Origin of the sequence: Cedecea sp. VD22, from assembly GCF_037150195.1 — a bacterium.
GTDB lineage: Bacteria > Pseudomonadota > Gammaproteobacteria > Enterobacterales > Enterobacteriaceae > Cedecea.
The window spans coordinates 1-373 of sequence record NZ_JBBCPX010000058.1 but is presented as its reverse complement, the minus strand read 5'-3'; the positions used below and the strand labels follow the sequence as shown (position 1 = coordinate 373).

Here is a 373-nt window from a genome sequence, read left to right as displayed (position 1 = left end):
TGACCGCTGACACGGCGTCAACCGGCAACGTCTGGCCGGCAATATTCACCTGGAGATCAATAGTATCCGTACCGCCGGCCGAGCTGAGCACAGGCTGCCCGGCCAGATAGGCTTTAATGCCCCCGCCAGAATTTTTCATTTGCAGCTGCTGAGAAAATCCATCCAGAGAGCCCGTCGCCGCATTCCATGCCATTTTTTGCGTCTGGGCATTCCAGCCGTTAACTGGCGTGACAAAGAACTCAGTATCAGGGATCGCCGCCTCTACGTTGAAATCAACCTGCAGAGGAGCAGCGTGAACCGCCGATGCCGTCGCCAGAAGGGCACCGAGTAAAGTCATTTTTTTTGCGTACATATATCATTCCTTTTGATAACA

Annotated in this window: 1 protein-coding gene; it reads right to left on the bottom strand. The window is 53.4% G+C overall.

The genetic code is table 11. The features are described from left to right. The coding region (locus tag WFK85_RS23465; protein WP_336710429.1) for a CS1 type fimbrial major subunit at positions 1-352 on the bottom strand (352 nt) is incomplete at its 3' end. Positions 353-373: the final 21 nt, after the last annotated feature.